This window comes from Pseudomonadota bacterium (genome assembly GCA_030859565.1).
Lineage (GTDB): Bacteria > Pseudomonadota > Gammaproteobacteria > JACCXJ01 > JACCXJ01 > USCg-Taylor.
On record JALZJW010000211.1, the window covers coordinates 1 to 4,785 of the forward strand.

The following is a 4,785-nucleotide window of genomic DNA, read 5'->3' on the forward strand; positions in this document are numbered from 1 at the left end:
TGCGGGGGCAGCCTTCGGTAGCGGCGCTTCCGCGACGGTGTTCGGCGCGCGCGGCTCGGCCTCGTTTTTATCCAAAACGACGGCGGTACTCGCATTGTGTTTTTTCTCGACCAGCTTCTGGCTCAATCATCTGTCGGCCAGCACGGTCGAGAAACCGAGCCTGATCCAGAACGCCGCGGACAGCGGCTCGACCGATGTCGTGGAAACCACGATTGAGCCGATCGAGGACGATAAACCCGCAACCGACGGCGCGGAAGACACCGATCTGCCCGAAGTGCCCGAGACCAAAGGGGCCGAGGAACGGCCCGATATCGGACCGGATCCGAAACGCGAAGATATGTCCGAAGGCGCCAAAGGCGCGGATGAGCCGGCGACGGATAAGAGCACATCCAAGCCGGGAGAAGATGCGCCCGGCGCGCCGCCGGATGGCAAGAAAACGGCGCCGTCCGATCCTGAGCCGGCGCAGCCCACGGCAACCCCGGCGCCCGAGAAGCCGAGCGGCCCGGACGCAGCGCGTCCCAACGCTCCGGTCAAGGGCGAGGTGAAGCCTGCCCCGGAGCCTGCGACGCCCGCGGAAAAGCCCGGAGAAAAAGCGGGGGAGAAGAGCCCGGCGGAGAAGAGCCGCTGATGCGCTCGGGTAGTGTCTCAGTTTGAATTTCGGCTATCGGCCCGGAGGAGATGACGCAGTTAATTGTGGGGACGTTGGTTAAATAGGCATCATTTGCCATACCTGTCCCAATGCTCTCGAAAAAGGGACTGCGCGTTGATCAGGCGTGCGGCGATCGGGCGTGAGACCCAGGTCAGGTTGATGAGGTGCCTGGTGTTCACGTTCTCGGTCGTGATGTTGCCGCCCCAAGTCCCGCAGCTCAGGCTCAAGGTATAAGGCAAACCGTTTCGCGGACTGCCGGCACCCTCGTTGAGGCTCTGATTCACCAGTACCCGCCCGGTCTTGGTCCCGAGACCGAGGGCCATCACGTGCGCATCGGAGCGGGTATGGATGCCGCAGGTATGACCGCGTCCTTGGTATAGGGTGATGGCGTTGACGAGCTTGACTGCGTTCTCGATACCGCTGTCGTAGCGGTACAGAGCGAGTACGACCGAGAGTTTTTCGCCGGAGAGAGGGTGATCGGGACCCACGCCGTCCTCCTCGACGACTAGGAATCGACGATCGCCCGGCACCGAAATCCCCGCCATTTCCGCGATGTGGCTCGCCGATTTCGCGATCACCGCGACGGCGGGAACGGGCGCACCGGCTTGCGGCCACATGAGCTCCTGCAGCCGCGCCTTTTCGTCTGCGTTACACACGTAGGCACCCTGAGCCACCAGTGCCGTAACGAGTTCTCGGTAAATATCCGCCGCGGCAACGACTGCATTGTCAGCCAGGCAACTGGTCGCATAGTCGAAAGTCTTGGCGGTCGCGATGGCCTTTGCAGCGTCGTCGATGTCTGCCGTTTCGTCGACCACGTGCACTGAGTTACCGACACCGACTCCGTAGGCGGGGGTCCCCGAGCTGTAAGCGGCCTTGACCATGCCTTCCCCTCCGGTCGCCACAATCAGGTCGGCTAGCCGCATCAGCTCTTGGGTCTTGGGAAGCGAAGGCTTGTCGATGAGCTGGACGAGATCTTCCGGTGCGCCGACTTGTGCGCAGGCCTCGCGCATGTACTGCACCGCGAGCGCTGTGGTCTGTTGGGTGCGCGGGTGGGCGGCGATGACGATGGCGTTACGGCCCTTGAGGGCCAGCAAGGTCTTGAGCGGTGGCGTCGCATCGGGCCCGGTGGTTGGGATGAGGGCCGCGACGACGCCGACGGGCTTGGCGATCTTGATCAAGCCCTTTTCCGGAATTTCTTCGACAACGCCGACCGTCTTCACGTCGGAGATATCGGCGAGTGTTCCCATGATGCGGTTGCGGATCTTGGTCACTTTATCGGTATAGTTGCCGAACCCGCCCTCATCGACCGCAAGCTTCGCCAGGGTCTCGGCCCGATCCTGACGGACCACCGACCAGGCGACCGCCGTGGTCAGCCGGTCGACCTCCGCTTGCGAATAATCCTCAATGGCTTCCTGGGCCCGCCTGGCCCGCTTGACTGTGTGGCTAATCTCGCCAGCTGCATCCAGAGTGCCCATTGTGTTGGCTCCCATTCGTGGTCCGCAAAAAATCCCATCGCCCTCGAACAGATCTCAAGTCGGGCTACTTTAAGCCCAAAGGGGTCGATAACGCCACTTGCGACGAACCCAGCAGGGAGTTTGGATTGCCCGATGAAGTACAGTAAGCGTAGTCCCTTTCTACGACAGTCCACCACAACAACAATTTTCCGGTTGAGGAAGGAGAAAAAATGGACCCGAGTAAAGACAGCCATCAAACAAGAGAGCGGCTTAGCGCCGAATCGCGCCAGCCTATACGGTTCGCTGGCGCGACACTCGGTGACCACTGCCATATATGTGCCTTCTTTCATGGCCTCGATGAAGAATATCCGGTACTTTTTCCTTTCATCAAGGAGGGCCTCGAGCGCGGGGAGAAAGCTTTCCACGTGGTTGACCCCAAACTGCGCGAGGAACACAATAAAACTCACCGAGCGCGCAGAGACTCATTTAGGAGGAGGAAAACATGAAAGTACGCGGCAAAGAATTACTCATCCCGACCAGCATGGTCGGCAACTATCCCAACCCAAGATGGTGGGACGCCGAGTTCGCGAGGGACTTTACCGGCGACCAGGAACCCCCCGATGCCCTGATGCGCGAGACGTTGGAAGACGCTGTGGCGGCCATCGCCCGAGACCAGGAGAACGCGGGCCTCGATATCATCGCCGACGGGCGCGTTCACGGCGACAACTATGCGGAACAGGCGGTTTATTACTACTACCGCCGCTTGGGATATAACCTCAAGGGCAGTTACCTCGGCTTTCCGATTTACAGCCGCCTGCACGCCGGGACCTTGGACCAAGAGGTCAAACGGCGCGGCGCTATCATGGTGGAACAGGCGCGGGCCCTCAAGCGGGCGACGCGCAAGCCCATCAAGATCCAATACACCGGTATTCAAGTCCTGGCCCAGGCAACCAACGACCTGCATTACAAATCTTCGCGCGATCGGGCCATGGCGATCGCTGCGGCGATCAACGAAGACCTACGAGAAGTGGATGCGCTCGGAGTGGATTTTATCCAGCTCGACGAGTTTACCTGGCCTTACGGCTTCGAGGACTGGGCCATCGAGGCATTCAATCGCGCCGTGGAGGGCGTCAAGAACGCCCAGATCATTGTGCATGTATGCTGGGGAAATTGGGGAGGCACCCCGGCCTACCTACCGGACGATACGGCGAAGGCGGGCGAGATCTTCGACCTGACCAAGCGGCACGGCAAAGAACCGGCGGCGACCGCGTCGGTAGTACCGAAGGCCTACCAAGCGCGTATCAATGTCCTGAATCTCGAGAACTGTGGTCGGCGGAGCGATGACATGAGCGGCCTCGAGATCATGAAAGCGCACCCCCTCCCGGCAAATATCTGCTTCTGGGCCGGGGTAATCGACGTTAAGAGCACCGTCACGGAAACCGCCGAACAGGTCGCCGACCGGATCCGGAGGCTCTTGCAGGTGGTACCGGCCGAGCGTCTCGGCGTCACGACCGACTGCGGCTTGATCCTGCTGCAGCGTTACATTGCCATCGAGAAACTACGAGCGCTCGTGCAGGGGACCGAGTTAGTGCGCGCGGAGTTGGCCAAAAAAGCAGCAGCATGAGACCACGTCGTGCCGGTCTATCAATTCCTGTGTCCTGCCTGTGGCCATAGCTTTCGCGGTATGGTCTTCGCCGGTACCCGGGAACCGGAAAGGTGGGTCTGTTCACAGTGCAGCAGTGATCGGGCCCAACGGCGAGAAGACAGTGCCCCGGAACCGCATCCATTGGAACACGCCCACGGGAGCGGTTGCCCTTGTTGCCATTAGGCAATGGCGATAAATATCAGACACACGACCTGGTCCGTCAAGCGCTGGGAGCGGGAGATCGGGGCACTGCTTGATGCCGGTGATGATGCTACCCCGATCGTCAATATCAATGACAAAGATGACCGCGAATTTGACGCGATATTTCTAGGCGGCGGGGCCGGCGGACGATTCGGCTCGGCCTACCTGCGCGCGAGGGGCGGCCGGCAGCTCGTGATCGACCGCTGGCCGTTCCTAGGGGGCAGCTGCCCGCACCAGGCCTGCGTGCCGCACCACCTCTTCTCCGAGGCGGCGCGCGAGCTGGACCTCATGCGCTGGTTCTCGGGCCGGCTCTGGTTCCCCGATTTCAAGTACCAGCGCGCGTCGATCATGGAACTGATCCAACTGTTCAAGGCCGGCCGCGGCACGGCCCACGCCTTCATGAATTGGCAGTCCAAAGAGCAGCTCGATATGGAGTACATCCTGAACGCCCCGGCGACGGTTGTCGACGAGCATACCGTAGAGGTGGCCGGCGAGCGCTTCCAGGCCGCCAACTTGGTCCTTGGCACCGGAGCGGCGACCGTGTTTCCCGACATCCCCGGCCTTAAGCTGCACGGAGTCTACGACTTCGTAACCCTGGTCGAGGACCTCGACTACGAGCCGAGCCGCTGCGTGATCATTGGCGGTTCGAAAGTCGCGATCGAGTACGGGTCGTTCTTCCAGGCGGCTGGATGCCCAACCACGATTGTCTCGCGCAGCCCGCTGATGCGCACCGCCAACCTCCATCATGTCGACGAGGATCTGCGCCAGTACGTGGTTGACGGGATGCGCAGACGCGGCATGGAGATCCTGGAGAGTGCCGAGCCGCTGGCGATCAA

Annotated in this window: 4 protein-coding genes and 1 pseudogene; 4 read left to right on the forward strand and 1 reads right to left on the reverse strand. The window is 61.3% G+C overall.

Going from position 1 to position 4,785, the window contains the following annotated elements; genetic code table 11:
- Window positions 1–115 (forward strand): annotated as a pseudogene (gene secG / locus M3436_19375) (preprotein translocase subunit SecG).
- Window positions 116–717: 602 nt separating this feature from the next.
- Here secG and M3436_19380 read toward each other — a convergent pair.
- Entirely contained in the window at window positions 718–2,124 is a 1,407-nt protein-coding gene (locus M3436_19380; GenBank protein ID MDQ3566149.1) for an aldehyde dehydrogenase family protein, read from the reverse strand.
- Between the two features lie 209 nt (window positions 2,125–2,333).
- Between M3436_19380 and M3436_19385 the strand changes: the two genes are divergently transcribed.
- From M3436_19385 to M3436_19395, 3 genes are all read left to right on the forward strand, one after another.
- Entirely contained in the window at window positions 2,334–2,609 is a 276-nt protein-coding gene (locus M3436_19385) for an MEDS domain-containing protein (protein MDQ3566150.1), read from the forward strand.
- A complete protein-coding gene (locus M3436_19390) occupies window positions 2,606–3,727 on the forward strand; it encodes a cobalamin-independent methionine synthase II family protein (GenBank protein MDQ3566151.1) in 1,122 nt (373 codons plus the stop codon). The genes M3436_19385 and M3436_19390 overlap by 4 nt, the downstream gene beginning before the upstream one ends.
- 207 nt (window positions 3,728–3,934) lie before the next feature.
- The coding region (locus M3436_19395; protein ID MDQ3566152.1) for an FAD-dependent oxidoreductase at window positions 3,935–4,785 on the forward strand (851 nt) is incomplete at its 3' end.